Origin of the sequence: Pseudoduganella sp. S-14, assembly GCF_049913285.1 — a bacterium.
In the GTDB taxonomy this organism is placed as follows: Bacteria; Pseudomonadota; Gammaproteobacteria; order Burkholderiales; family Burkholderiaceae_D; genus Rugamonas.
In genome coordinates, this window is the sequence record NZ_CP183991.1 from 2530259 (window position 1) to 2553887 (window position 23629).

The 23629-nt window shown below is 62.6% G+C and carries 26 protein-coding genes; 17 read left to right on the forward strand and 9 right to left on the reverse strand.

Features of this window, described 5'->3' with window-relative positions:
- Nucleotides 1-20: 20 nt before the first annotated feature.
- From ACN9MZ_RS11665 to ACN9MZ_RS11700, 8 genes are all read left to right on the forward strand, one after another.
- Nucleotides 21-518: a hypothetical protein gene (locus tag ACN9MZ_RS11665; protein WP_426342288.1), complete on the forward strand. Its 498-nt coding sequence runs from the start codon at nt 21-23 to the stop codon at nt 516-518.
- The gene (locus ACN9MZ_RS11670) at nt 515-2122 is read left to right on the forward strand and encodes a GMC family oxidoreductase N-terminal domain-containing protein (protein WP_426342289.1); all 1608 of its coding nucleotides are present in this window, start codon (nt 515-517) and stop codon (nt 2120-2122) included. The genes ACN9MZ_RS11665 and ACN9MZ_RS11670 overlap by 4 nt, the downstream gene beginning before the upstream one ends.
- 15 nt (nt 2123-2137) lie before the next feature.
- Complete coding sequence (locus ACN9MZ_RS11675; RefSeq protein ID WP_426342290.1) at nt 2138-3013, forward strand: esterase/lipase family protein; 876 nt, start codon at nt 2138-2140, stop codon at nt 3011-3013.
- A 69-nt stretch (nt 3014-3082) separates the two neighbouring features.
- Nucleotides 3083-4051 carry a PAS domain-containing sensor histidine kinase gene (locus ACN9MZ_RS11680; protein ID WP_426342291.1) on the forward strand — a complete coding sequence of 323 codons (969 nt, stop codon included), beginning with the start codon at nt 3083-3085 and terminating at the stop codon, nt 4049-4051.
- A gap of 35 nt (nt 4052-4086) precedes the next feature.
- Nucleotides 4087-7710: an EAL domain-containing protein gene (locus ACN9MZ_RS11685; protein ID WP_426342292.1), complete on the forward strand. Its 3624-nt coding sequence runs from the start codon at nt 4087-4089 to the stop codon at nt 7708-7710.
- 173 nt (nt 7711-7883) lie between these two features.
- Entirely contained in the window at nt 7884-8231 is a 348-nt protein-coding gene (locus ACN9MZ_RS11690; RefSeq protein ID WP_426342293.1) for a phasin family protein, read from the forward strand.
- A 59-nt stretch (nt 8232-8290) separates the two neighbouring features.
- Nucleotides 8291-8956 carry a TetR/AcrR family transcriptional regulator gene (locus ACN9MZ_RS11695; RefSeq protein ID WP_055934831.1) on the forward strand — a complete coding sequence of 222 codons (666 nt, stop codon included), beginning with the start codon at nt 8291-8293 and terminating at the stop codon, nt 8954-8956.
- Nucleotides 8953-9489: a TIGR00730 family Rossman fold protein gene (locus tag ACN9MZ_RS11700; protein WP_426342294.1), complete on the forward strand. Its 537-nt coding sequence runs from the start codon at nt 8953-8955 to the stop codon at nt 9487-9489. The genes ACN9MZ_RS11695 and ACN9MZ_RS11700 overlap by 4 nt, the downstream gene beginning before the upstream one ends.
- A 39-nt stretch (nt 9490-9528) precedes the next feature.
- Here the strand turns inward: ACN9MZ_RS11700 and ACN9MZ_RS11705 are convergent, their stop codons facing one another.
- Entirely contained in the window at nt 9529-10026 is a 498-nt protein-coding gene (locus tag ACN9MZ_RS11705; RefSeq protein ID WP_426342295.1) for a YgjP-like metallopeptidase domain-containing protein, read from the reverse strand.
- Between the two features lie 26 nt (nt 10027-10052).
- On the opposite strand from ACN9MZ_RS11705, the gene ACN9MZ_RS11710 reads away from it, so the two are divergent.
- The gene (locus ACN9MZ_RS11710) at nt 10053-10898 is read left to right on the forward strand and encodes an endonuclease (RefSeq protein WP_426342296.1); all 846 of its coding nucleotides are present in this window, start codon (nt 10053-10055) and stop codon (nt 10896-10898) included.
- On the forward strand, nt 10899-11114 hold the full coding sequence (locus ACN9MZ_RS11715; protein ID WP_426342297.1) for a DUF7661 family protein: 216 nt from the start codon (nt 10899-10901) through the stop codon (nt 11112-11114).
- A 108-nt stretch (nt 11115-11222) separates the two neighbouring features.
- Here ACN9MZ_RS11715 and cydX read toward each other — a convergent pair whose 3' ends face one another.
- The 5 genes from cydX to ACN9MZ_RS11740 are packed head-to-tail and all read right to left on the reverse strand — an operon-like array spanning nt 11223 to nt 14857.
- Nucleotides 11223-11375: a cytochrome bd-I oxidase subunit CydX gene (gene cydX, locus ACN9MZ_RS11720; RefSeq protein WP_426342298.1), complete on the reverse strand. Its 153-nt coding sequence runs from the start codon at nt 11373-11375 to the stop codon at nt 11223-11225.
- Between the two features lie 12 nt (nt 11376-11387).
- Entirely contained in the window at nt 11388-12530 is a 1143-nt protein-coding gene (gene cydB / locus ACN9MZ_RS11725) for a cytochrome d ubiquinol oxidase subunit II (RefSeq protein WP_426342299.1), read from the reverse strand.
- Nucleotides 12527-14083, reverse strand: a complete 1557-nt coding sequence (locus ACN9MZ_RS11730; RefSeq protein ID WP_426342300.1) for a cytochrome ubiquinol oxidase subunit I — start codon at nt 14081-14083, stop codon at nt 12527-12529. Before ACN9MZ_RS11730 ends, cydB begins: the two co-directional genes overlap by 4 nt.
- Nucleotides 14067-14276, reverse strand: coding sequence for a cytochrome oxidase putative small subunit CydP (cydP, locus tag ACN9MZ_RS11735; RefSeq protein ID WP_426342301.1), 210 nt, complete (start codon nt 14274-14276; stop codon nt 14067-14069). The genes ACN9MZ_RS11730 and cydP overlap by 17 nt, the downstream gene beginning before the upstream one ends.
- A complete protein-coding gene (locus ACN9MZ_RS11740) occupies nt 14273-14857 on the reverse strand; it encodes a GbsR/MarR family transcriptional regulator (RefSeq protein WP_426171061.1) in 585 nt (194 codons plus the stop codon). Before ACN9MZ_RS11740 ends, cydP begins: the two co-directional genes overlap by 4 nt.
- Before the next feature lie 116 nt (nt 14858-14973).
- Here ACN9MZ_RS11740 and modA point away from each other — a divergent pair, with 116 nt between their 5' ends.
- The 7 genes from modA (at nt 14974) to ACN9MZ_RS11775 (ending at nt 21521) form a co-directional block, all read left to right on the forward strand.
- On the forward strand, nt 14974-15708 hold the full coding sequence (modA, locus tag ACN9MZ_RS11745; RefSeq protein ID WP_426342302.1) for a molybdate ABC transporter substrate-binding protein: 735 nt from the start codon (nt 14974-14976) through the stop codon (nt 15706-15708).
- 3 nt (nt 15709-15711) lie between these two features.
- A complete protein-coding gene (modB, locus tag ACN9MZ_RS11750) occupies nt 15712-16386 on the forward strand; it encodes a molybdate ABC transporter permease subunit (protein ID WP_426342303.1) in 675 nt (224 codons plus the stop codon).
- Complete coding sequence (locus tag ACN9MZ_RS11755; protein WP_426342304.1) at nt 16383-17054, forward strand: ATP-binding cassette domain-containing protein; 672 nt, start codon at nt 16383-16385, stop codon at nt 17052-17054. The genes modB and ACN9MZ_RS11755 overlap by 4 nt, the downstream gene beginning before the upstream one ends.
- Before the next feature lie 2 nt (nt 17055-17056).
- Nucleotides 17057-17857 (forward strand): TOBE domain-containing protein, encoded by an 801-nt coding sequence (locus ACN9MZ_RS11760; RefSeq protein WP_426342305.1) that lies wholly within the window; start codon nt 17057-17059, stop codon nt 17855-17857.
- A 77-nt stretch (nt 17858-17934) separates the two neighbouring features.
- Entirely contained in the window at nt 17935-18297 is a 363-nt protein-coding gene (locus tag ACN9MZ_RS11765) for a DUF805 domain-containing protein (protein ID WP_426171070.1), read from the forward strand.
- Between the two features lie 4 nt (nt 18298-18301).
- The gene (locus ACN9MZ_RS11770) at nt 18302-20500 is read left to right on the forward strand and encodes an FAD-binding protein (RefSeq protein ID WP_426342306.1); all 2199 of its coding nucleotides are present in this window, start codon (nt 18302-18304) and stop codon (nt 20498-20500) included.
- Nucleotide 20501: 1 nt separating this feature from the next.
- The gene (locus ACN9MZ_RS11775; RefSeq protein WP_426342307.1) at nt 20502-21521 is read left to right on the forward strand and encodes a hypothetical protein; all 1020 of its coding nucleotides are present in this window, start codon (nt 20502-20504) and stop codon (nt 21519-21521) included.
- Nucleotides 21522-21592: 71 nt separating this feature from the next.
- Here the strand turns inward: ACN9MZ_RS11775 and ACN9MZ_RS11780 are convergent, their stop codons facing one another.
- From ACN9MZ_RS11780 to ACN9MZ_RS11790, 3 genes are all read right to left on the reverse strand, one after another.
- Nucleotides 21593-21880, reverse strand: coding sequence for a KGG domain-containing protein (locus tag ACN9MZ_RS11780; RefSeq protein ID WP_426342308.1), 288 nt, complete (start codon nt 21878-21880; stop codon nt 21593-21595).
- Nucleotides 21881-22004: 124 nt separating this feature from the next.
- A complete protein-coding gene (locus ACN9MZ_RS11785; protein WP_426342309.1) occupies nt 22005-22550 on the reverse strand; it encodes a hemerythrin domain-containing protein in 546 nt (181 codons plus the stop codon).
- A 55-nt stretch (nt 22551-22605) separates the two neighbouring features.
- Nucleotides 22606-23616, reverse strand: a complete 1011-nt coding sequence (locus ACN9MZ_RS11790; protein WP_426342310.1) for an NADP-dependent oxidoreductase — start codon at nt 23614-23616, stop codon at nt 22606-22608.
- Between the last annotated feature and the right edge of the window lie 13 nt (nt 23617-23629).

A 23629-nucleotide genomic window follows, 5' to 3' on the forward strand; every position in this document is an offset into this window, starting at 1 on the left:
AACTATTAAGAGGGGACTAGATGCAACGCAGATCATTCTTGAAGGCCGGGCTGCTGGGCGGCCTGGCGCTTGTCGCCGGCGGGGCCGTGTACCGGCAACTCCGTCCGGCCGTGCCCGAGCGTTTTGCGCTCGATGCCGCGGGCCGCACCATGCTGGCGGTGCTGATTCCAGCCATTACCGGCGTCTCGCCCGACGCGGCTGCGCTGCAGGCGGCAATCGACCGCGTCGGCGCGGCCATCAATGGGCTGCCGCTGCGCGTGCAGAAGGAAATCAGTGACCTGTTCGGCTTGCTGAACATGGCCCCCACGCGCCGCCTGCTGGCTGGCGTGCCGGCCTGGCCGCAGGCAAGCCCCGCGCAGGTGGCGGCCTTCCTGGAGGGATGGCGCACCCATCGCACCGAGATGCTGCAGACGGCTTACCATGGCTTGCATGACCTGGTGCTCGGCGCCTGGTACGCCGAATCTTCGACCTGGGCGGCCATCGCCTATTCCGGCCCGATGAAGGAGTTGAGCGCATGAGCAGCCCGATTCCAGATCCAATCCAGGCCGGCATCGCCGCCGGCTGGCAAGTCATCGATGCCTCCACCTTGCAGCAGGACCGCGGCTTCGATGCCGACGTGGTCGTGGTCGGCACCGGCGCGGGCGGCGGCGTGACGGCGGAAATCCTGGCGCAAGCCGGCCTGAAAGTCCTGATGGTGGAAGAGGGCGCGCTGAAATCGTCGAAGGATTTCAAGATGCGCGAGGCGGATGCCTATCCTTCGCTTTACCAGGATTCCGCCGCCCGCAAGACCGCCGACAAGGCGATCAACATCCTGCAAGGCCGCACCGTCGGCGGCACCACCGTGGTCAACTGGACATCCAGCTTCCGCACCCCGTCCGACACGCTGGGCTGGTGGCAGTCGAAATACGGTCTGCATGACTATAGCGTGGACGGCATGGCGCCCTGGTTCCAGAAAATGGAAGAGCGCCTGCACATCGACGACTGGCTGACCCCGCCGAACGCCAACAATGACCTGCTGCGCACCGGCGCCGACAAGCTGGGCATCAAGACCGCCCTGATCCGGCGCAACGTCAACGGCTGCTGGAACCTGGGCTATTGCGGCATGGGCTGCCCGACCAATGCCAAGCAGTCGATGCTGGTGACGACCATTCCATCCGCGCTGGAAAAAGGCGCCGTGCTGCTGACGCGTGCCCGCGCCGAGCGCTTCACGCTGGCGGGCGGCCATGCCACTTCGCTCGAGTGCGTGGCGTTGACTGCGGATGGCATGGAACCGACCGGCCGCCGCCTGACGCTCAAGGCGCGCCACTTCGTGGTCGCAGGCGGCGCCATCAACTCGCCGGCGCTGCTGCTGCGCTCCGGTGCGCCCGATCCGCAGCAGCTGCTTGGCCAGCGCACCTTCCTGCATCCGGTGGTGGTCTCGATGGGGCTGTACCCGCAAGCGGTGGAAGCCTTCAATGGCGCGCCGCAGACCGTCTATTCCGACCATTTCCTGCACACCCAGGCGCTGGACGGCCCCATGGGCTACAAGCTGGAAGTCGCTCCGCTGCATCCGGTGCTTGGCGCGACCACGCTGGCGGGCTACGGCCCGGCCCATGCCAATCTGATGAAACACTTTGCCAAGGTGCAGGGCATGCTGGCGCTGCTGCGCGACGGCTTCCATCCGGAAGCGGCCGGCGGCCGCGTGACGCTGTACAGCGACGGCTCGCCGCGCCTGGACTACCCGTTGACGCCTTACTTCTGGGAAGGCGCGCGCCGCGCCTTGCTGACCATGGCGGAAATCCAGTTCGCCGCCGGCGCCGACGGCGTGGGTCCGGTGCACGAACTGGTGCGGCAGCCCTACAGGAACTGGGATGAAGCGAGGCAGGCCATTGCCGTGCTGCCGATGCAAAAGCTGCTGACGCGCGTGGTCTCGGCCCACGTCATGGGCGGTTGCGCGATGACGGGCGATGCCGCCACCGGGGTTGTGGCGCCGGACGGGCTGTATCGCGGCATCGGCAACCTGTCGGTGCACGATGGCTCGCTGTTCCCGACCTCGATCGGCGCCAATCCGCAGCTGTCGATCTATGGCGTCGCGGCCCGGCTGGCAAGCGGCCTGGCCGAGCGCCTGGCAAGGACCGCCTGACCCATGGTAAAACGCATGCTGCTGATGATCATGGCCACGCAAGTGGCCGTTGCGATCGTCATCGCATGGGCCTTATCGCGCCTGGTGCCGGCCGATGTGGCGCTGCTGCTGGCGGTGATTGTTGTGCTATTGGTACGCCTGGCGATCACGGCCAACAATTTCCGCATGACGCGGCGGCCGCTGCCGGAGGAGGCTCACCTGGGCCTGCTGCAACGCTTGCAGCTGTTCTTTCACGAGTATGCGTCCACCATGGCCGTGACGTCGTGGCATATGTTGCGCCACCAGCCCCGCATGCATATTGCAAGGACGCCGCACGGCTTGCCGGTGCTGCTGGTGCACGGCTATGGTGCCAACGGCGGCTTCTGGGTGCACCTGGCCGAGCAGCTGGAAGAGCGCGGCTACAGTCATGCCACCGTGGACCTGGAACCGGTGTTCGGCGATATCGAAGACTTTGCCGTGCAGCTGGAGCAGGGCGTGCAGGCGCTGCTGGCTGCCAGCGGCAGCGCGAAGCTCATCATCGTGGCGCACAGCATGGGCGGGCTGGTGGCGCGCGCCTGGCTGCGCCGCTTCGGCGCCGCGCATGTGGCGCGCATCATCACGCTGGCTACGCCGCACCACGGCACCGACCTGGCGCACCTGGGGCCGGGCCACAACGCGCGCCAGATGCAGCGCAATGCCGAATGGCTGGCGCAGCTGGACGCCGCCGACCGCAACCGGCGCGGCCTGTTCACTTCCATCTACTCCTGGCACGACAACATCATCGCGCCGCAGGATTCCTGCCACCTGCCCGGCGCCCGCAATATCGCACTGCATGGCATCGGCCATGTCGGCATGGGCCGCCATCCAGCGATCGCAAGCCACATTCTTGCGGAGATTTTGGGTATCACTTAGACTGTCTTGAGGCCAAGCAAGAAACGCTGCAATTTTGACCCTAGTTGGTTTCAATAAGAAAGCGGGACGATGGCGACAGACTACGGCAAGCTCGAAGAAACCCTGGAGGCCGAAGAGTGCTTTGGCAGCCTGCTCGAATCCATGCCGGATGCTATCGTGGTGGCCAGCGAGTCTGGCCGCATCGTGCTGGCCAACTGCCGGGCGGAAGACCTGTTTGACTACCTGCCGGGTGAAATGCGCGGCATGGCCCTTGAAGCCGTGCTGCCCAGGGGGCCGGAAGCCTGGGGGGCGCGCAAGGGCGGGGACAGGTTCCCGGCGGATGTGCGCAGCAGCCAGCTGGGCGCCGGCGACAGCAGGCTGCAAGTCCATTCCGTACGTGATGTCAGCGAACTGGCAAAGGCCAGCCAGGCCAAGGAGCGCTTCCTGGGCAGCATGTCGCATGAATTGCGCACGCCGCTGAATGCCATCATCGGTTTCACAGGCACGTTGCTGATGCAGCTTCCCGGTCCCTTGAATGCGGATCAGGAACAGCAGCTGCGTACCGTGCAAGCCAGCGCGCGCCACCTGCTCGCCCTGATCAACGACCTGCTCGACTTTGCCAAGATCGGCTCGGGCAAGGTGGAGTTGAACGCCGAGCCGCTGAACTGCCGTGCCGTTGTCGAAGAACTGGTGCTGGCGTTGCGCCCGCAGGCAAAGCAGAAAGGGCTGGTGCTGCATTTCCGCGCTCCGGCGCAAGCCGTGATGCTGCGCACCGACCGTCGCGCCTTGCAGCAGATCCTGGGCAACCTGTTGACTAACGCGATCAAATTTACCGAACGCGGTGAAGTCAGTATCGCCCTGGAACGCAGCGTGGCGGAGGGCAAGCCCGTGGTGCAAGTCAGTGTCAGCGACACCGGTACCGGCGTCACGGAAGACATCATGCAACAACTGGGCATTCGCCTGAGCCAGAAACTGGCGGCACTGCTGAACGGCTCGGTCCGGCATTTCGACAAGCCTGGCAATGGCAGCATATTTGTGCTCACATTGCCGCTGGAATAGCGGATACTAGAGGCGATACATTGACAGGAGTACCAATGTCAGCACGCATCCTGATTATCGAAGACAACCCTACGAATATGGAGCTGATGGTGTACCTGCTCCGTGCCTTCGGCTATCAGCCGCTCCTGGCCCACAACGGCGAGGAAGGCGTGGAAGTGGCGCGCCGCGAAGTGCCCGACCTGATCATCTGCGACGTGCACCTGCCCAAGCTCGATGGCTACGGCGTGGTGGCGCAACTGAAACAAGACCCGGAACTGAAAGACATTCCCGCGCTGGCCGTGACCGCGCTGGCCATGGTCGGCGACCGCGAAAAGCTGCTCGCTGCCGGCTTTGACGGCTATATCGGCAAGCCGATCGAGCCTGACACCTTCGTCTCGCAAATCGAGTCTTTTTTGCCGGGGGAGATGTCGTCCCGGGATGAGAACGACATCGCGACGATCCTGATCGTCGATGACCATGTGCTGAACCGCGAATTCCTGATGACGCTGCTTGGCTACAGCGGCCACCGCCTGCTGGAAGCGTCCAGCGGCATGGAAGGCTTGAAGGTGATGGAAGCGGAGCGGCCGGACCTGGTCATATCCGACATCCTGATGCCGAACATGGATGGCTATGAATTCGTCAACCGCATCCGCAGCAAGCCGGAACTGGCTGACGTGCCGATCATTTTCTATACCGCGACCTACCGCGAACGCGAGGCGATGGCGGTGGCGGAAGCGTGCGGCGTGCGCTGGGTGCTGCCCAAGCCGTCCGACCCGGACGTGATCCTGAAGACGGTGCACCAGGCCCTGGGCATGGCGGAGCAGGGCGAGGCGCTGCCGGCATTTGCACCGGAGCCGCCCAGCCAGGGCCGCCTGTTCGATATCGAGCACAAGGTGGCGGAATACATCGACGAACTGGAGTCGAGCAGCCAGCTCATTACGCGCATCGCCAACAATGGCGAGGCGCATGAAGGCGAGCCGGAACACCTGAACCAGATGACCGAGCGCCTGTCGCGCTCCCTCTCCAGCCTGCAGGCTGTCAGCTTGCGCCTGACGGCCCTGATCGAGCTGGGGATCGAGCTCGGCGCCGAGCGCGATGCGCAAGGCCTGATCGAAATCGGCGTGCGCGTAGCCCAGAATATTTGCGTGTCGCGCTTCGCCTGCATCGGCGTGCTGGAACAGGATGCGCAGGAGACCAGTTATTTTGCTTCCTGCGGCGTGGGCGAACAGGCCCAGGTCGTGGCGGGCCAGCCGCGCGCCGGCATCCTCGAGAGCCTGCTGCAGCAACGCCAGCCGGTGCGCATGAGCCGCCTGGGCGGCGATCCGCGCGAGATCGGGCTGCCGGCCGGCCACCCGCAGGTGCATTCCTTCCTTGGCGTGCCGATTGCCTCGCGCGACCGCGTGCACGGCTGGCTCTACCTGGTGGACAAGCTGGGCGCCGACGAGTTCAACGAAGTCGATGAACGCGTGGCGGTGACGGTGGCGGCGCAGATTTCGGTCGCCTACGAGAACCTGCTGCTGTACGAGGAGATCAGCCGCCACCACGCCCAGCTCCAGCTGGATATGAACGCGCGCATCCGGCTTGACGAAGACCTGCGCCGCTTCCGGCTTGCCATGGACGCGACGGCCGATGCGATCTTCCTGGTCGACCGCGCCAATTCCTGCTTCATCGACGTCAATGTGACAGCCTGCCGCATGCTGGGTTTCGCGCGCGAGGAATTCCTGAAGGTTGGGCCGGATCGTGAGCTTGATCCCGGCCTGCAGCCTTTGCAGGACCTGTACGACAAGCTGCTGGCGGGCGACCAGAGCGGGGCGATGGCCGAGTTGCTGCTTGAATGCAAGGACGGCTCGCCGTTGTCCGTGGAAGTGCAGCGCCGCACGCTGCGTTCGGGCCAGAACTGGATCCTGGTGGCCGTCGCGCGCGACATCACGGAGCGCAAGGAGGCGGAGCGCCGCCTGCTCAAGCTGGCCCATTTCGATACCCTGACCGGCCTACCGAACCGCAGCCAGTTCTACGATTCCCTGAAGCTGTCGCTGAAACAGGCGGCCGAGCATAACTGGGCGCTGGCGGTACTGTTCCTCGACATGGACCGCTTCAAGAACATCAACGACACGCTGGGCCACACCATCGGCGACGAGCTGCTGCGGCAGTTCTCCAGCCGCCTGGTGGAGTGCCTGCGCGTGCGCGACACGATCGGGCGTTTCGGGGGCGACGAATTCGCGGCGATCCTGATGCTGCCGGAAGGTGCGCAGAACGCCATTGCGGTAGTCGACAAGATCCGCGATGCGATGCGCCAGCCCTTCGACCTGAAGGGCCACGAGGTGACGGTCACCGCCAGCATCGGCATTTCCGTTTTCCCGGAAGATGGCAGCGATCCCGATACGCTGATCCAGTACGCCGATACGGCGATGTACCGCGCCAAGGAGGCGGGCCGCGACGCCTTCCGCTTCTTCACCGCGGAAATGAATGCGCAATCGCTGGCGCGGCTGGACATGGAAAATGCGCTGCGGCGCGCCATCGACAACAACGAATTCAGGCTGTACTACCAGCCCAAGGTACATATTGCCTCCGGCCGCATCAGCGGCGCCGAGGTGCTGCTGCGCTGGGAGCGGCCAGGCCACGGGCTGGTGTCGCCGGCGCTGTTCATCCCGCTGCTGGAGGAAACCGGGCTGATCGTGCGAGTCGGGAGCTGGGTGATGCATGAATCCTGCCGCAAGATTGCCGAGTGGGCGAAAGGGGATGTCGGCCCAGTGCATTTGTCGGTCAACGTATCCGGAATCCAGTTCTTCGTCGGCGGCCTGGAAGAAGAGGTGATGCGGGCCATCAAGGAGAACGATATCTCGCCGGAACTGCTGGAGCTGGAGCTGACAGAAAGCTCGCTGATGTCCAATGCCGAGGAAACCATCACGGTCCTGCAAAACCTGAAGGGTCTGGGCGTGAAGATTTCGATCGACGACTTCGGCACCGGCTACTCTTCGCTGGCTTACCTGAAACGCTTCCCGATCGACAAGCTGAAGATCGACATCGCATTCGTGCGCGAGGTGACCAGCAATCCGGACGATGCGGCGATCGTGCTGGCCATTATCAATATGGCCCACAGCCTGAAATTGAAAGTGATTGCGGAGGGCGTGGAGAAGGATGCGCAATTGTCCTACCTGCGGCGCCACGACTGCGACGAAATGCAGGGCTATTACTTCAGCCGCCCCTTGCCAGAGGGGGACTTCGTGCAGATGCTGCGCGAAGGGCGCCACCTGCAGACGCCAAACGACGAAAGCATCGTCGACCAGCAAACCTTGCTGATTGTCGATGATGATGCCTTCATGCTCGATGTGCTGAGCGATTTCCTGGCGCAGGACGGCTACCGGATCCTGACCGCGCAGACCGCGGCGGAAGGCTTCGACGTGCTGGCGCGGCACCGCGTGCAGGTGATCCTGTGCGACCAGTGCATGCCGATGATGACCGGGACCGAGTTCATGGAGCGGGTCAAGAACCTGGCGCCGGATACGTTCCGGATCATGCTGTCGGCCTATGCCGACCTGACGCCGATCATGGCGGCCATCAACCACGGGGCGATTGACCGCTTCTACACCAAGCCGTGGAAGGGCGCGGTGCTGCGCGAGAATATCCGCGAAGGCTTCCGGCTGCATTCGCAAGTCAGGGCGCCGCAATACCTCAATTAATCGGCCGCCTGGCCGATGCGGTAGCCGTGGGCACCGTTTTTCAGCGCCCGGGCGCTGTCGGCGGAGACCCACAGGGTTTTCGGCCCCATGCGGGCATCGTAGACCGCATTAGAAGCCCCGTTCTAGAGAGCGCGACTTACAATGGCAGCAGGACAGATACAGGAGCCGCCGCCATGGTTAAAAAGACGAAATCGTTTGAGGAAAGCGAAGAACGGCTGACCAAGGCAGTGCGCGAATCGGCACAGGACATCTGGAAGGCGGGGCTGGGGGCCTTCACCGACCTGCAAAAGCGTGCCCGAGCCGTCGAAGGAGACCGCGCCGTCCATGTGCGCGAAACCGTCAATTCACTGGAAAAAGTGTTCGAGGAGCGGGTGACCCGGGCGCTGGACTCGATTGGCGTGCCCATGCGGCAGGACATCAACGCCCTGATCGACCGGATGGATGAACTGAGCCGGCAGGTCGAAGAATTGAAGGCTTTGGTGAAAAAGCCCGTCAAAAAGGCCACAACGAAAAAAGCGTAACTTCTGGAAAACTTCTAATAGTGATATCCTTGCAGGGGAAACAATAGAGCCCCCCTGTTATGCTACAAAAAGCGCCAAGACGAACCCGCGAACGCATCCTGGAACTCTCGCTGCGCTTGTTTAACGAGTTCGGCGAGCCCAATATCACGACCACCGTCATTGCCGAGGAGATGAATATCTCCCCGGGGAACCTCTATTACCATTTCAGGAACAAGGACGATATCGTCAACTCGATCTTCGTCCAGTTCAAGGCCGAAGCGGAGCGCATGCTGCAGGTGCCTAGCGGCCGCCGCTCAAACGTGGAGGACGTGTGGCTGTACCTGCACCTGATGTTCGAGCTGATCTGGCGTTACCGCTTCTTCTACCGCGACCTGAACGACCTGCTGTCGCGCAACCGCAAGCTGGAGCTGGAGTTCAAGGAACTGCTGGCCCACAAGATCAAGGTGGCGCGCAACCTGTGCCTGGACTTGCGCAGCGAAGGCTCGCTGGAAGCCAGCGACATGGCGATCGATGCGATGTCGGTGAATATGGTGGTAGTGGCGACTTATTGGCTGTCCTACGAATACGTGCGCAACCCGCGCAAATACTCCGAACAGCAATCGATGGCCGATGCACTGGCGCGCGGCTGCTACCAGGTGCTGTCCCAGATCGGCCCTTACCTGCGCGGTGAAACCAGCCTGCTGTTCCAGAAACTGTCCGAAGAATACCTGAAGAAGCTCAAATGAAATCGATTTGCGTATATTGCGGCGCCAACGCCGGCGCTTCCCCTCGTTACGCCGAACAGGCGCGTGCGCTGGCCGCGGCCCTGGTGGAGCAAAACCTGGCGCTGGTGTATGGCGGCGGCAATGTGGGCTTGATGGGCGTGATCGCCGACGAGGTGCTGCGCCTTGGCGGCGAAGTGACCGGCGTGATCCCGACCGCCCTGGTCGAGCGCGAAGTAGGCCATAACGGCCTGACGCGCCAGTTCATCGTCAAGGATATGCACGAGCGAAAAGCCATGATGGCGCAGTTGTCGGATGGCTTTATCGCCATGCCGGGTGGCATGGGCACGCTGGAAGAGCTGTTCGAGATGCTGACCTGGTCGCAGCTCGGCATCCACAGCAAGCCGGTTGGCCTGCTGAACGTCGATGGTTTCTACGACAAGCTGGTCGGCTTCATCGAACACGCCTGCGACGAAGGCTTCATCAAGCCGCAGCACGCGGCCCTGGTGCGCGTGAACGCTTCGCCAGGCGCGCTGGTGCAAAGCCTGAAATGCTGAATACACTTCCGGCTGGCTCGCCGGGGTATTGAAAGGCGCCTACCAGAGGCGCTGGCCCGAAGCGTCGAGGTGGGTCAGGTAGAGGCGGGTGTCGAACTCGTACTGGTGGTAGTTCGGCTCCATATAGGTGCACAGCTTGTAGAACGGCTTGTCGTGTTGCTTTTTTTTTACGTGGGCCAGTTCGTGCACCGCGATCATGCGCAGGAATTCCAGCGGAACTTCCCTGAACATTGTCGCCACGCGGATTTCGTGCTTGGCTTTCAGCTTGCCGCCCTGCACGCGTGAGACAGAGGTGTGCAGGCCGAGCGCGTGGTTGATCACGTGGATCTTGCTGTCGAACGCCACTTTGTCAATCGGGGCCGCATTGCGCAGGAATTCGTTGCGCAGATCCTGGACGTAGTCGTACAGCGCACGGTCATTGCGGATATCATGGGCTTTCGGATAACGTTGCAGCAGTACTTCGCCAAGGCGGCCCTGGTCCATTACCTGGCGGACCTGGGAAAGTGTCTGTTCTGAGTAAGCGCTGAGGTATTTCATGGCGGGGCGAATGGTATCATGGCCGCATGCGCACCCACGTCAATTCGCTGGGACTGCTGGTGGTCAGCGACCCCGTATTGAACTTCAGCTATCCCGCCCACATCCCCAGAGAATGCATCGATGCCTTGCCGTCGCTGCCGGGGATTTACATCTTTCGCGATGCGGCCGGCAAGCCGGTCTACATCGGCAAGAGCGTCAATATCCGCACACGGGTGCTGTCGCACATGCGAACGGCGGAGGAAATGCAGATGCTGGCGCGCGCCGCCACCATCGACTTCGAGCGCACCGGGGGCGAGATTGGCGCTTTGCTGCGCGAATCGGAATTGGTCAAACTGCACCAGCCGGTTTTCAATTCCAAGCTGCGCAGGCTGCGCGTAATGTGCTCTATCAGCATGGCGGGCGACCATCCCGAGATCGTCTTTGCGCGGGAAGTGGACTTTGCGCTGGCGGGGCAGCTATATGGACTGTTTGGCAGCAGGAAGGCGGCCATCGAAACGCTGCGCGACGTAGTTCATGCGCGTGGCCTATGCCCGGTGGCGACCGGGCTTGAGAAGGGCGTTCCGGGGCGGCCGTGTTTTGCGCGGCAGGTGGCGCGCTGCAAGGGTGCTTGCACTGGCGAAGAGCCTGCCGCCGATCACGCAGTACGGGTACGCCAGGCGCTGGAACCGTTGCGCGTGACACGCTGGCCGTTTGCTGGCGCGGTGGCAATCGTTGAAGAATCGGCTGGACTGCGCCAGCGTGCGATAATCGATCGCTGGTGCTATCTTGGTTTGGACAAGCCGCGGGCGGCCGCGGTGAGCTTCGATGTCGATGTGTACAATATCCTCGTGCGCCCGCTGCAGTCGGGCACTTTACGCATCGAGGAGCTTTGAATGTCGTTGAAGTTCAATGTATTCGGCACGCGCATCCATATTGAGCGCCAGGGCGGCCAGTGGGCTGCTTTTTATCCCGGTTCGGACGGCAAGCGGCGCGCGGCCGACTTCGTCATCCCGCACGAGGTCGAGGAGCGCGACCTGGCGCTCTATCTCGGTGATCTGTTCCACGAGGACGCGCGTCCCGCTTATCCGGACGTGGTCAGGATAGCCTGATACTTCCATCCAAGCAGGTGATGGCGTTGCCGCCGACGCGTGCCAGCACGGCCGAGGCGCGCTCCCTGCCGCCGCCGCTGCAAACTGGGTCTTCGTTGATGCATCTAGCTACACGTCGGCGTCGCGGGCGGATTCGAATCGTGAGCGAGTCAGGTCTTCGTTACGTTCGCCAAAGGCATAGTTAGCTTCGAGCCACATCACATTGATGATGGCCGCGAAGACGGCAACGCAGATGCCGAGGATCCAGGTGAAGTACCACATGGCTATTTCCTTTCAATAGGCGGTGTGTTCGTTTTCGTGAATGTGGGCGCTGGTGACCTTGCCGCGCACGACGCGGTACACCCAGCTTGTGTACATCACGATAATTGGCAGCATGATCACCACGACCCAGAACATCACGGCCAGCGTCTTGTGGCTGGAAGTGGCATCCCACGCAGTCAGGCTGTGCGAGGGCACCAGCGAAGACGGCAGGACGAAGGGGAACATGGCGCCGCCGGCCGTTAGCAGAATGCCTGCCACGCTCATGCCGCTGGCGAGGAAGGCTGCAACCGTGCGGCGTGCGGCGCTGAACACCATCACCAGCACGGCGCCGAGGATGGCTGCCGCTGGGAAGGCCAGCGTCAGCGGCCAGCGCGAATAATTGTCCATCCACGCGCCGGCGGCAAGGACCACGGTTTTCGCTGGGGGCATGAAGGCGGTACCGGCGTCGGGCATGGCAGTGATGCGGTAGCCGGGCAGGGACGTGGCGACCCATAGTCCGGCGGCGGCGAACAATGCGATGGTCAGCGCGGCGGCAACTATCGCCATGCGGCGTGCGCGGTCGGCAATAACGCCCTCCGTCTTCTGGTGCAGGAAGGTGGCGCCGTGCATGGCCAGCATGGCGACAGCCAGCACGCCCGACAGCAGGCCGAATGGGTTGAGCAACTGGAAGAAATTGCCGGTGTATTCGAGTCGCAGCAGGTCGTCGTAGCGGAACGGGACCCCTTGCAGCACGTTGCCCATGCCGACGCCGAATATCAGCGGTGGCACGAAGCCGCCGATGAACAGTCCCCAGTCCCAGCTGTTGCGCCAGCGCGGGTCGGCGATCTTGCTGCGGTAATCGAAGCCCACAGGCCGGAAGAACAGGGCGAAAAGGGCGACGATCAAGGCGATATAAAGGCTGGAGAATGCGGCGGCATACACCAGCGGCCAGGCTGCGAACAGCGTGCCGCCCGCGGCAATAAACCAGGTCTGGTTGCCTTCCCAGGTCGGGCCGATGGTGTTGATGATGACGCGGCGCTCGGTGTCGTCCTTGCCGAGGAAGGGGAGCGCCATGCCGACGCCGAAGTCAAACCCGTCGGTCAGGGCAAAGCCAAGTAGCAGTATGGCGACGAAGCACCACCAGATCACTTTATAGGTTTCGTAGTCGAAGATCATGCTTGCTGCTCCCAATGGTATTTGCCGGTGTGCAGGGCGCTTGGGCCGAGGCGGGCGTACTTGAACATCAGCTTCATTTCAATCACCAGCAGCACGGTATAGAACACGGCGAAGCCGGCCAGGCTGAAATACAGGTTCGATGGCTGGATGCTGGAGGCCGACAGGTGGGTCGGCAAAATCCCCGCAATCGTCCAGGGCTGGCGACCGTATTCCGCCACGATCCAGCCCAGTTCCGCGGCAATCCACGGCAGCGGGATCGCAAACACGGCCAGCTTGAGCAGCCAGCGCTGCGGCGCCAGGCGTTGGCGGATCAGGAAATAGAACGAGGCGCTGAAGATGAACAGGAAGACCAGGCCAAGCCCGACCATGCCGCGGAAGGCCCAGAACAGCGGGGCTACTTTGGGGATAGTGTCATCCACCGCCATCTTTACCTGGGCGTCGGTAGCGTCGATCACGTTTGGCGTGTACTTCTTGAGCAGCAGGCCATAGCCCAAGTCTTCTTGCAGCGCTTTGAAGCCTGCCAGCGCCTCGGGCGACTTATCGCCGGCCTTGATGCGCGTCAGTGCAGCATAAGCTTGCATGCCATTGCGGATGCGGACTTCGTGGTTTGCCTTCAGGTCGGAAATGCCAATGACCGGCTTGTCGATCGAGCGAGTGGCAATGAGGCCCATGACGTAAGGGATCTTGATGGCGTAGTCGGTGCGTTGATGCTCGTCGTTGGGCAGTCCGAATACAGTGATGCCGGCAGGAGCGGGTTCCGTGTGCCATTCGGCTTCGATGGCGGCCAGCTTGACTTTATTCACTTCACCCACGGTGTAGCCTGATTCGTCGCCGAGCACGATCACCGACAGGGTCGAGGCCAAGCCAAAGCCTGCCGCAATCGCGAACGAGCGCAGGGCAAACGCCACGTCGCGCGCCTTCAGCAGGTACCAGGCGGAGACGCCAAGCACGAACATGGAGGCCGTGACGTAACCTGCAGCCACGGTATGCACGAACTTCACTTGGGCGACCGGGTTGAAGATCACGTCGGCGATGCTGGTCAGTTCCATGCGCATGGTGTCGACATTGAACTCCGCGCCGACCGGATGGTTCATCCAGCCGTTGGCGATCAGGATCCATAGAGCGGACAGGCTGGAGCCCAGCGCCACCAGGAAGGTGACGAGCAGGTGCTGGCGCCTGGAGAGCTTGTTCCAGCCGAAGAAGAACAGGCCGACGAAGGTCGATTCGAGGAAGAAGGCCATCATGCCCTCGATCGCCAGCGGCGTGCCGAAGATATCGCCCACATAGTGCGAGTAATAAGCCCAGTTGGTGCCGAACTGGAATTCCAGCGTGATGCCGGTGGTAACACCCATGGCAAAGTTAATGCCGAACAGCTTGCCCCAGAACCTGGTCATGTCGCGATAGATTTCGCGGCCGGTCATCACATAGACCGACTCCATGATGACCAGGATCCAGGACAGGCCCAGCGTCAGCGGGACAAACAGGAAATGGTATAGGGCGGTGAGTCCGAACTGCAGCCGGGACAGGGCAACAACTTCATCGACGGGTGCCATCTTTGACCTTTTCGGTAAGGGTTGGCGCGGGCGCCGCCAGCAGGTGTCGTTCCACCTGCCCGGTCGGTAGCCGCATTTTCTTGGTTTGCGGATGCGAGAAGAAGGCGTACCACAGGCCGTACAGCAGCAAGGCCTTGACGGCTAGTGCAATCGTGATGGTTAGGGCCAGGCTGTGGCGGCCGGGGGGCTTCATTTGCTATCCTCTTCGGCCTCGCTGCGGCTCGAGCGGAACTTGCCGCGCACTACGTCGCCGACATCAAGCAGCTTCTTGACGGTGGAGCCCATTTTCATCAGGGAAGCCAGGGTGTCCGGCGACAGGCGCTGCACGTCGTCGAACCAGGAGCTGGAAAGCTCGATCAGTTCATACATCTCGCGCATGCGTTCCTGGGCATAGCGGTCTTCCGCCGTGGAGGCGGATTCCAGCATTGCATCGCGCAGCATGGACAGGGTCGGCTCGACCTCGCGGCGGCGCCGTTCTTCCAGCAAGGCCTTGAAGATGTCCCACACGTCTTTCGGCGGTTCGAAATATTCGCGGCGGTCGTTTGGCTGGTGCAGCAGCTTGACCAGGCGCCAGGACTGCAGTTCCTTCAAGCCCATCGAAACGTTGGACCGCGAAAATTCCAGGTGCTCTGCAATTTCATCGGCATTCAGCGGGCGGTTGCTGACGTAGAGCAGGGCATAGATTTGCCCGACAGTGCGGTTGATCCCCCAGCGGCTGCCCATTTCGCCAAAGTGGAGGATGAATTTCTGTGCGAGAGGGCTCAGGTTTACCATTTCTTGATCTGCTTCCTTGAGTTTTTGAATTTTCAGGATTTACTGAAATTATAGGACGATTCAAAAAATTTTGCGCTGTATAATCGTGTATATTGCGCTTTTGGAAAGGAGTGCTGATGAAACGTATCACTGCTGTCTTGCTGTTGGGCGCCGCAGGCGCCGCCTCCGCTGCAGATATCACTGTATCCGCCGCAGCCAGTCTCAACAACGCTTTCCGTGAGGCAGCAGCGGCCTACGAAGCAGCCCATCCGGGCGACAAGGTCTTGCTGAACTTCGCGGCTTCCGATGCGCTGGTGGCCCAGATTGCCAAGGGGGCGCCAGTGGATGTCTTTGGCTCCGCCGACCAGGAAGCCATGGACAAGGCCCAGCCGCACCTGGCGCCGGGCAGTCGCCGCGACTTCGCCAGCAATCGCCTGGTGGTGGCCGTTCCGTTCGGCAGCAAGCTGGAACTGCGCACGCTGGCTGACTTGCGGCAGCCGGCGCTGCGGCGCCTGACCACCGGCAATCCGGCTAGCGTACCTGTCGGCCGCTACACCAAGGCCGCGCTGGAAAAGTTAGGGCTGTGGGGCGAACTGGAGCCGAAATTCGTGTTCGGGACGAATGTGCGCCAGAGCCTTGATTACATCGCCCGTGGCGAAGTCGAGGCAGGGTTGGTGTACCAGACCGACGTCGCTTCGCAAGCGGAGAAGGTGCGCACCGCGCTGGTGGTGCCGACCTCGAAGCCGATCACCTATCCGCTGGCCCTCATCAAGGACGCGCCGAATCCGGCGGGCGCGCGCGGCTTTGCCGATTTCATCATGTCGGCCGGCGGCCAGGCCATCCTGGCGCGCCACGGATTCGGAAAACCATAAGCAATGGATGTTGCGCTGATCGCACTCGGCCTGTCACTGAAGGTGGCGTTATGGGCTACCCTGATTGACCTGGTGCTGGGCGTCGGCTTCGGCTACCTGTTGGCGCGCGGCCGCTTCCCCGGCCGCGATGTGCTCGATGCCTTGCTCACGCTGCCGATGGTGATGCCGCCGACGGTGCTCGGTTATTACCTTCTGGTGCTGATTGGCCGCAATGGTCCGATTGGGCATTGGCTGCAGCAGCACTTCGGTATCAACCTGATTTTCACCTGGCAGGGCGCCGTCATCGCGGCAGCGGTAGCCGCTTTCCCGTTGGTGCTGAAAGGCGCGCGTTCGGCATTTGAAGCTGTCGACGTGCAGCTGGAGCAGGCCGCCCGCGTGCTTGGCGTGCCGCCGCTTGCCGTATTCCTGCGTGTCAGCCTGCCCCTGGCGTGGCGCGGCGTGCTGGCCGGCACCTTGCTGGCCTTCGCCCGTTCGATGGGTGAATTTGGCGCCACGCTGATGGTGGCGGGAAGCATTCCCGGCAAGACGCAAACGCTGTCGATTGCCGTCTATGAGGCGGTGCAGGCGGGGCAGGACGATACGGCCAACCTGCTGGTGATCATTACGTCGCTCACCTGCATCATCGTGCTGGTGGCTGCGAACCGGCTGGTACCGAATCGCGTGCAGGGGGCGGCATGACGATCAGTGTGAATATCCGCAAGGCCCTGCGCGCCGGGCCGCGCAGTTTCCTGCTCGATGCGCAGTTCGAATCGGCGAGCAAGCGGGTGGTGATCTACGGCGCATCAGGCGCGGGCAAGAGCCAGATGCTGAAAGCGATTGCCGGCTTGTCGCGTCCTGACAGCGGCGTGATTGAACTGGATGGGCAGAAGCTGTTCGACAGCAGCGCGGGAATCGATGTACCGACGCGCAAGCGGCGCGTGGGCTACCTGTTCCAGGACTATGCCTTATTCCCGCACCTGAACGTGCGGCAGAACATCGGCTTCGGCCTGCAGCGCGGCTGGTTCAATCCGTCGCTGCGCGGCGAACCGGAAGCAGTGCGCTATTGGCTGGAAGCTTTCGGCCTGGCCGAGGTCGCGCATCAGCGGCCGGCGGAATTATCCGGCGGCCAGCGGCAGCGGGTGGCGCTGGCCCGTGCGCTGGTGGCGGAACCTGCTGCGCTGCTGTTGGACGAGCCATTCGCTGCGCTGGACCCGGCGCTGCGCGTGCGCATGCGTACCGAACTCGATAGCCTGCAACGCCGGCTCGATATACCGATGCTGCTGATTACGCATGATCCCGACGATGCCGCCACTTTCGGGGGGCATGTATTGACGATGGCTGACGGCCGCGTGGCCGGGGGAGGGTAGCAATGGTTAAAGAGGTCGCACTGCAAGGCGAAGTGTGGATCACGCTTGATGGCAAGGACTTCGGCGGCCACCAGCGCGTCGAACTGCTGGCCAGCATCGCGCAGCATGGCTCGATCACGCAAGGCGCCAAGGCAATCGGCATGAGCTACAAGGCCGCCTGGGATGCGATCGATGCGATGAACAACCTGGCAGGCGAACCGCTGCTGGAACGATCGGCCGGCGGCAAGGGCGGCGGCGGTACGCGGCTCACACATCGCGGCGCGCAGCTGGTGGCGAACTTCCGCCGCATCGAATATGAGCACAGTGTGTTCATGAAACACCTGAGCCGCCAATCGCAAGGGTTGGCAGATGACTACCTCCTGTTGCAATCAATGAAAATGAAAACCAGCGCGCGCAATCAATTCTCCGGAACCGTGGCACGCATCAAGCCGGGCGCGGTCAATGACGAAATCATCCTGCGCATTGTTGGCGGCCAGGAGATTGTTGCAATCATCACACACGAGAGCGCAGAAAGCCTTTGTTTGCAAGAAGGAACGGAAGCTTTCGCTTTAGTTAAGGCTTCTTCGATCATCCTGGCGACCGGCGAAACCGGCAAACTGTCGGCGCGAAATCAGCTGCGCGGCACGGTATGCCGCGTGCAGCCTGGCGCCGTCAATTCCGAGGTGACCATTGCCTTGCCCGGCGGCGGCACCATCGCGGCCACTGTCACGCGCGACAGCGAGCAAGCGATGGAGCTCGAAATGGGCGTCGAAGCGACCGCCTTGTTCAAGGCGTCGAGCGTGATCATCGGTGTTCCGATATGAATTCCGTTTTGCAACGTTATGAGGATTTGCTAAGCTAGTCCACTTTTCGGGCCCGCCCCGTCCTTTGTGGAAAAGAAATGGAACTGCTAGCAAAATATTTCCGATGCCAGGGGCGCATCAATCGCCGCACCTGGCTGACACGTATCATCGCGCTTGGCCTGGTCTGCCTGGCCTTCGGCATGCTCGCCAATGAGCTGCTTGGCGATCCCGGCGCCGCCGCGTTCGCGCTGGCCTTCACCTGGGGCGCGCTGGCCGTCTCCACCCAACGCCTGCATGATATCGGCCGCTCCGGCCCGAGTCTTCTTTTGCTGTTGATCCCGGTCCTGGGCCCGCTCTGGGTACTGCTCCTGCTTTGCCGCCGCGGCGGGGAAGGCAAGAACCGTTATGGCGACGACCCGCTGTCGCGCCACGATTACCTGCAAGTGAACATCGCAAAGTAAGACTATGCCAACTGTAAACGACGTCACCCAGCTCAACCCGATCAATGTCTACGCGGTAGCGACACCAAGCACCACGGCCGATTTGCAGGATGCACTGCGCAAGACCAGCTTGCCGATTTCCATCGGCGGCGGCCATTTCAGCATGGGCGGCCATACTGCCAGCCCCGGCAGCCTGCACCTTGACTTGCGCGGCATGAACCGCGTGCTTGAATTTTCTCCGGCGGACCGGCTGATCCGCGTGCAGGCGGGCATCCGCTGGTGCGATATCCAGCGCTTCATCGACCCGCACGGGTTGTCGGTGAAGATCATGCAGACCTATGCCAATTTCACCGTCGGCGGCGCGCTGTCGGTCAATGCCCACGGGCGCTATATGGGCCTGGGCCCGGTGGTGCTGTCGGTGCGTTCGATTACGCTGGTGCTGGCCAGCGGGGAAGTGCACGAAGCGAGCCCGCAGCAAAACAGCGAACTGTTTTACGCTGCAATTGGCGGCTATGGCGCGATCGGCATCATCGCCGAGGCGGAGCTGGAACTGGTGCCGAATACGCGCGTGCAGCGCGGCAGCGTAAAACTGGCGACCAGGGATTACCCGGCGTGGTTCGACGTGAATGTGCGCGGCCGCAAGGAGATCACTTTCCATAACGCCGACCTGTATCCGCCGCAGTACAACCGTGCGCGCGCCGTGACCTGGACTGTCACCGACCTGCCGGCCGACAAGCCGCGCCTGCAACCGCTGAACCGCGCCTACCTGGCGGAGCTGTATTTCCTGTGGTCGGTGTCCGAATCGCCGTTCGGCAAATGGCGCCGCGAGTACCTGCTCGACCCGCTGCTGTACCGGAAGAAAAAGGTCCACTGGCGCAATTACGAGGCCGGCTACGACACGGCGGAACTGGAGCCGCTGGGCCGCACCGAGCGCACCTACGTGCTGCAGGAGTATTTCGTGCCTTGCACGCGCATGGACGAATTCGTGCCGAAGCTGTCGGCCATCCTGGCCAAGCATCGTGTCAACACCATCAATATCTCGATTCGCCATGCACTGTCCGATCCGGGCACTTTGCTGTCGTGGGCGCGCGGCGAGACCTTCGCTTTCGTGCTGTACCACAAGCAGCGCACGCGCGACAATGCGCGCGAACGCGTTGGCGTGTGGACGCGCGAGTTGATCGACGCCGTGCTGGAATGCGGCGGCACCTACTACCTGCCGTACCAGCTGCACGGCACGCATGAACAATTCCACCGCGCCTACCCGCGCGCGAAAGAGCTGTTCGCCATGAAGCGCGAGCTCGATCCGGAGTACCGCTTGCGCGGCGCCCTGTGGGACAAATACTATGCGCCGACGCTGGACCTGAACCCGGATGGCGAAGCGGCGCGCCGTTCGCTGTTCCATTCCGTGTACGGCAGCGAACGCGAAGCGGACAAGTTCTACGCCTTCCTGCAGAACATCTTCAACCTGTTCCCGGAAGACCGCTTCCACACCCTGATCCGCAAGGCGACCACCGAAAACGACGACGAGGAAGCGATCTACCGCGCCTTGCAGGCTGGCCTGCCGGGTATAACGCCGCCGCTGTCGCTGCTGCGTTATGCCTTGCCGTCATTGATGGTGCAGAAGGAAGAAATGGGCGTTCAGGCCAAGCGCCTGCTGGGCGACCAGGTGCTGAGGGATTACGTGGAAATCGGCACCACCGGCCGCTACGTCAACGCACTGCGCAAGCACCTCAAGCTGAAGGGCAAAGTGACGCTGGTGCACGACAAGGCGCCAGGCTATTCTCCTGTCGATATCGTGGAACGGGGCGGCTTGCTGCAGGTCGGCAAGTTCGTGCAGATGAAGGATTTCGCGCCAATCGAACTGCCGGAGCAAAGCGCGGACCTGGTCAGCTGCTTCGTCGGCCTGCATCACATGGAGCCGCACAAGCTGCAGCCGTTCCTGGCGTCGGTGGCGAATGTCGTGCGTCCCGGCGGCTATTTCGTGGTGCGCGACCACGACGTGAAAGACCGCGCCATGGACGATTTCGTCAGCCTGGCCCATTGCGTGTTCAATGCCGGCCTGGGCGAGCCGTGGGCGGTCAATTCGTCGGAGCTGCGCTTCTTCGCTTCGGTGGACGAATGGATCAAGCGCGTGGAAGCAGCCGGCTTCGAGCACACGGGCGAGCGCATCGTGCAGGATGGCGATCCGTCCGCGAACGTCCTGCTGGCTTTCAAACGGATCTGATATGCGCAAACTCTTGCTGGCATTGAGCCTGCTGGCCGCTTGCCTGACCAGTTCCGCCGAAAGCCCGATTGCGGCGGAACAACGGCGCAGCGTGGAGCAGACTTTCCTGACCTTCCCTGAATGGTTCCTGGTGCACAGCCCGGCAGAATACGCCCGCTACGTGAAGCAGCATCCGGCCCACAACTTCCCTTTTCTCGGGCATGTAGGCCAGATCTGGACCAGCTATGCAGCCGTGACCGAAGAACAGGTGCGTGCCAGATATCCGGGCAACGCCGGCTATCACGTGATGATCGGCGTCATCGGCGGCAGTACCTCGGTTGAATATGGCTTGCGCTCGCTGTATGAAAACACGCTGGGCCGCATCAGCTGGGCCACCGCCTCGGCGCTGACGCCGGAAGATGAATACGGCGCGCGCGTGGCGCAGGATTACGTCGACTTCATCCGCAAGGAGCCCTGGTACCTGTACAACTTCGGCACCAAGCTGAAAGGCCTGTGGACGGATACGCCGCTGTTCGGCGCCAATATGCTGCGCAAGCTGGAGCGGCGCTATGCCTTGACCACCGAATACCTGGTGAAGGCGACCTATGGCAAGTTGATCAAGCTGGCGACCAGCGCGGCCTACGAGCCGGCCCTGATGACGACGCAGGTAGTGGTCGACCATGAGCCTTACGACCTGGCCGACATGCCAAACGTCAAGCTGCTGCGCATGCTGGACGATGGCCGCGCCGTGCTGGAGCTGCCGCGCTATTACGACTTCCGCCTGGCAGCAACCCGCCTCGGGCTGCAGGACGTGCAGGTGCAGGACATTGCCGGCAACAACGGCGTCATCCTGGTAACGGTGTTGACGCGCGGGCAGGGCACGGCGGCGCCGCCGGACACGCGGGTGTTGTTCGAGCAGCCAATCCTGACCGAACCGGGGCGCAAGCGGGTGGCGCTGGTGATGCGGGTGTCGGCATTGTCACGCTACCTGGTCGACGCGCCGCGCCAGGGCGTGGAGGTGGAGCACGTGTACGACTATTGATGCCGGCCGCTGCTGGCGACGCGCTGGAGCGCGCTTGACGCAAGGCGCGGCCAGCGCTCGCCAGGCAGGCCTCAGCCTGCTTCGCCTTTGTCGCCTTGCCGGTTGCCGCCGCGTGCAGTCTGTCGACTCTCGCCGCCTTTGCGCCCGATTTCCGCCATGTGCTCGCGGTTGCGGCTTACCACTTCGCCGCCTTTCTGGCCGGCGCGGCGCGCTTCTTCCGAGGTGAATTCATGCGCCGTGCCCTTCTGGTGCGCGGCCTGGCCGCCCTTGCTGGCAATCATGCGCTGGGTTTCCTTATCCATCGCTGCGAAGCCGCGCTTGCCATTGCCGATCCTGACCTGCTGGTCCTGTGTAGCCATGATCCACCTCCCTCAATCTGCCTTGGTCCAAGAATCCGGGCGCGGGCCCGGGCTAGAAGCAGCGTCGCGGCTGCTTCTTGGGCTTTGAGGGAAGGTCTGCGGTAAAAGTTCAAATTTTTTTTCGTCAGGAACCGGCCTGGCCGGTGGCCGAACGTTCGCCTTCCGCTTCGGCAGTATTGTTGCCGCGCACTGGCATGGCGCCGAAATCATGCTCCAGCTCTTCCTTGCGGTCCTTGAGCTGTTCGCACAAGCGCGCCAGGTCGGCATCGCTCTGGCGGATTTTGGGGAACATTTCCTGCTCTTCCTCGGCGACGTGATGCTGCACGCATTCGCGCAGCGTCTGCATCGTGCCATCCAGCTCGCTGGCGCCGGAGGCCATGCCGCGGATGTGCTCGACCAGCTCCTTGATGGAGCCGTGTTCTTCGAGGGCTTCGTCAACCTGCTGCTGTTCGCCGGTCTCAGCGCGTACGGCGGGGTAGAAGATCTCTTCCTCGATGGTCGCGTGGATGGTCAGGTCCATGCAGATTTGCTGCGCCAGGTCATGCTTCAGGCCCTGGTGCGAGGTATCGCATTTCTCGAATTCACGGAACAGTTTCTTGACCTTGTCGTGGTCGGCGGTAAGTAGCGCCACGGCATCTTTTGCCGTGGCGTTCTGGTTTTGCTGGCTCATGCTGGCTCCTTCGCTGCGTCGGTTAGGCCGCGCTGTGGAGCCGCAGGGAAGGGTGTCAGGCGACTTGCAGGACCAGCTTGCCGAAGTTCTTGCCTTCGAACAGCATCGTCAGCGCCTGCGGGAATTTCTCGATGCCTTGCACCACATCTTCCCGGCTCTTGATCTTGCCTTCCTGCAGCCATTTGCCGAGCGCGGCAACGGCCACGTGGTAGCGGTCGGCGTAGTCGAACACGACCATGCCTTCCATGCGCGCGCGGTTCACCAGCAGGGACAGGTAGTTGGCCGGTCCTTTGACCGCCGTCGTGTTGTTGTACTGCGAAATTGCGCCGCAGATCACGATGCGGGCCTTCAGGTTGATGCGCGTGAGAACGATGTCGAGGATGTCGCCACCAACGTTGTCAAAGTATACGTCAACGCCATTTGGACAGTGTTCCCTCAGGCCGGCGCGCACATCGCCGCCCTTGTAGTCGATGCAGGCGTCGAAGCCGAGCTCATTGACCACGAAATCGCATTTTTCCTTGCCGCCGGCAATGCCGACCACGCGGCAGCCAAGCTGTTTGGCCACCTGGCCGACGGTCTGGCCGACGGCGCCGGCCGCGCCCGACACCACCACGGTTTCCCCGGCTTTCGGCTGGCCTACTTCGAGCAAGCCGAAGTAGGCGGTCATGCCCGGCATGCCGAGGGTGTTGAGCCAGGTGGTCGCAGGAGCCAGGCGGGTGTCAATCTTGTGCAGGCCGGCATGACGGTCGTCGGCCGCGCCGACCCAGTACTGCTGCACGCCGAAGCCGCCGCCGACCTGGTCGCCCACGGCAAAGCGCGGCGATTTGGAGGCAAGCACCTCGCCCAGGCCGCCGGCGCGCATGACTTCGCCGATGCCGACCGGGCGGATATAGGATTTGGCGTCGTTCATCCAGCCGCGCATGGCGGGGTCGAGCGACAGATAGAGCGTCTTGACCAGCACTTCACCGTCGGCCAGCTCGCGCACCGGCTCCTTGGTGATTTGCCAGTCGCTGTCCTTGGGCAGGCCGACCGGACGGGCGGCGAGGCGGAACTGGGTGTTCTCCATGTTTGCTCCTTTT

Excerpts from the sequence above, each read along its gene's own strand:
- ACN9MZ_RS11665 (WP_426342288.1), top strand. The coding sequence starts at position 21 with ATGCAACGCAGATCATTCTTGAAGGCCGGGCTGCTGGGCGGCCTGGCG.
- ACN9MZ_RS11670 (WP_426342289.1), top strand. The coding sequence starts at position 515 with ATGAGCAGCCCGATTCCAGATCCAATCCAGGCCGGCATCGCCGCCGGC.
- ACN9MZ_RS11675 (WP_426342290.1), top strand. The coding sequence starts at position 2,138 with ATGCTGCTGATGATCATGGCCACGCAAGTGGCCGTTGCGATCGTCATC.
- ACN9MZ_RS11680 (WP_426342291.1), top strand. The coding sequence starts at position 3,083 with ATGGCGACAGACTACGGCAAGCTCGAAGAAACCCTGGAGGCCGAAGAG.
- ACN9MZ_RS11685 (WP_426342292.1), top strand. The coding sequence starts at position 4,087 with ATGTCAGCACGCATCCTGATTATCGAAGACAACCCTACGAATATGGAG.
- ACN9MZ_RS11690 (WP_426342293.1), top strand. The coding sequence starts at position 7,884 with ATGGTTAAAAAGACGAAATCGTTTGAGGAAAGCGAAGAACGGCTGACC.
- ACN9MZ_RS11695 (WP_055934831.1), top strand. The coding sequence starts at position 8,291 with ATGCTACAAAAAGCGCCAAGACGAACCCGCGAACGCATCCTGGAACTC.
- ACN9MZ_RS11700 (WP_426342294.1), top strand. The coding sequence starts at position 8,953 with ATGAAATCGATTTGCGTATATTGCGGCGCCAACGCCGGCGCTTCCCCT.
- ACN9MZ_RS11705 (WP_426342295.1), bottom strand. The coding sequence starts at position 10,026 with ATGAAATACCTCAGCGCTTACTCAGAACAGACACTTTCCCAGGTCCGC.
- ACN9MZ_RS11710 (WP_426342296.1), top strand. The coding sequence starts at position 10,053 with ATGCGCACCCACGTCAATTCGCTGGGACTGCTGGTGGTCAGCGACCCC.
- ACN9MZ_RS11715 (WP_426342297.1), top strand. The coding sequence starts at position 10,899 with ATGTCGTTGAAGTTCAATGTATTCGGCACGCGCATCCATATTGAGCGC.
- cydX (WP_426342298.1), bottom strand. The coding sequence starts at position 11,375 with ATGTGGTACTTCACCTGGATCCTCGGCATCTGCGTTGCCGTCTTCGCG.
- cydB (WP_426342299.1), bottom strand. The coding sequence starts at position 12,530 with ATGATCTTCGACTACGAAACCTATAAAGTGATCTGGTGGTGCTTCGTC.
- ACN9MZ_RS11730 (WP_426342300.1), bottom strand. The coding sequence starts at position 14,083 with ATGGCACCCGTCGATGAAGTTGTTGCCCTGTCCCGGCTGCAGTTCGGA.
- cydP (WP_426342301.1), bottom strand. The coding sequence starts at position 14,276 with ATGAAGCCCCCCGGCCGCCACAGCCTGGCCCTAACCATCACGATTGCA.
- ACN9MZ_RS11740 (WP_426171061.1), bottom strand. The coding sequence starts at position 14,857 with ATGGTAAACCTGAGCCCTCTCGCACAGAAATTCATCCTCCACTTTGGC.
- modA (WP_426342302.1), top strand. The coding sequence starts at position 14,974 with ATGAAACGTATCACTGCTGTCTTGCTGTTGGGCGCCGCAGGCGCCGCC.
- modB (WP_426342303.1), top strand. The coding sequence starts at position 15,712 with ATGGATGTTGCGCTGATCGCACTCGGCCTGTCACTGAAGGTGGCGTTA.
- ACN9MZ_RS11755 (WP_426342304.1), top strand. The coding sequence starts at position 16,383 with ATGACGATCAGTGTGAATATCCGCAAGGCCCTGCGCGCCGGGCCGCGC.
- ACN9MZ_RS11760 (WP_426342305.1), top strand. The coding sequence starts at position 17,057 with ATGGTTAAAGAGGTCGCACTGCAAGGCGAAGTGTGGATCACGCTTGAT.
- ACN9MZ_RS11765 (WP_426171070.1), top strand. The coding sequence starts at position 17,935 with ATGGAACTGCTAGCAAAATATTTCCGATGCCAGGGGCGCATCAATCGC.
- ACN9MZ_RS11770 (WP_426342306.1), top strand. The coding sequence starts at position 18,302 with ATGCCAACTGTAAACGACGTCACCCAGCTCAACCCGATCAATGTCTAC.
- ACN9MZ_RS11775 (WP_426342307.1), top strand. The coding sequence starts at position 20,502 with ATGCGCAAACTCTTGCTGGCATTGAGCCTGCTGGCCGCTTGCCTGACC.
- ACN9MZ_RS11780 (WP_426342308.1), bottom strand. The coding sequence starts at position 21,880 with ATGGCTACACAGGACCAGCAGGTCAGGATCGGCAATGGCAAGCGCGGC.
- ACN9MZ_RS11785 (WP_426342309.1), bottom strand. The coding sequence starts at position 22,550 with ATGAGCCAGCAAAACCAGAACGCCACGGCAAAAGATGCCGTGGCGCTA.
- ACN9MZ_RS11790 (WP_426342310.1), bottom strand. The coding sequence starts at position 23,616 with ATGGAGAACACCCAGTTCCGCCTCGCCGCCCGTCCGGTCGGCCTGCCC.